Source organism: Monashia sp. HAY1-5C (genome assembly GCF_056755255.1).
In genome coordinates this window covers 1-240 of record NZ_JBPGXG010000700.1, presented here as the reverse complement: position 1 = coordinate 240, position 240 = coordinate 1, and the positions used below count along the sequence as shown (strand labels likewise).

The 240-nt window shown below is 63.8% G+C and carries 1 pseudogene; it reads right to left on the bottom strand.

Annotation, left to right across the window (positions count from 1 at the left end):
• A pseudogene (locus ACR9ZK_RS23250) lies at positions 1 to 240 on the bottom strand (sensor histidine kinase); the annotation flags it as partial.

Sequence of the window (240 nt, the reverse complement as noted above, 5' to 3'; positions counted from 1 at the left end):
ACGAGCCACCGCTCCCGTAGCTTCTGGCGGGCGGCGTCGAGGTTTACCTCCATGACAACCTCACCGAGAACCTGGCTGGCCGTGCCGAAGGACCTTGAGATGATCTCGTTGCCCGTTCCGAAGGCGCGGACGGGACTCAGTGTGGTGTCGCTGAGGTTCAGGCTTGCGCTGCCGAGCGCGTCCATGACCTCCGGTTGATCGTCGCGAAGGTCGCCGGAATGGATGGTCTGCCCTTGCATG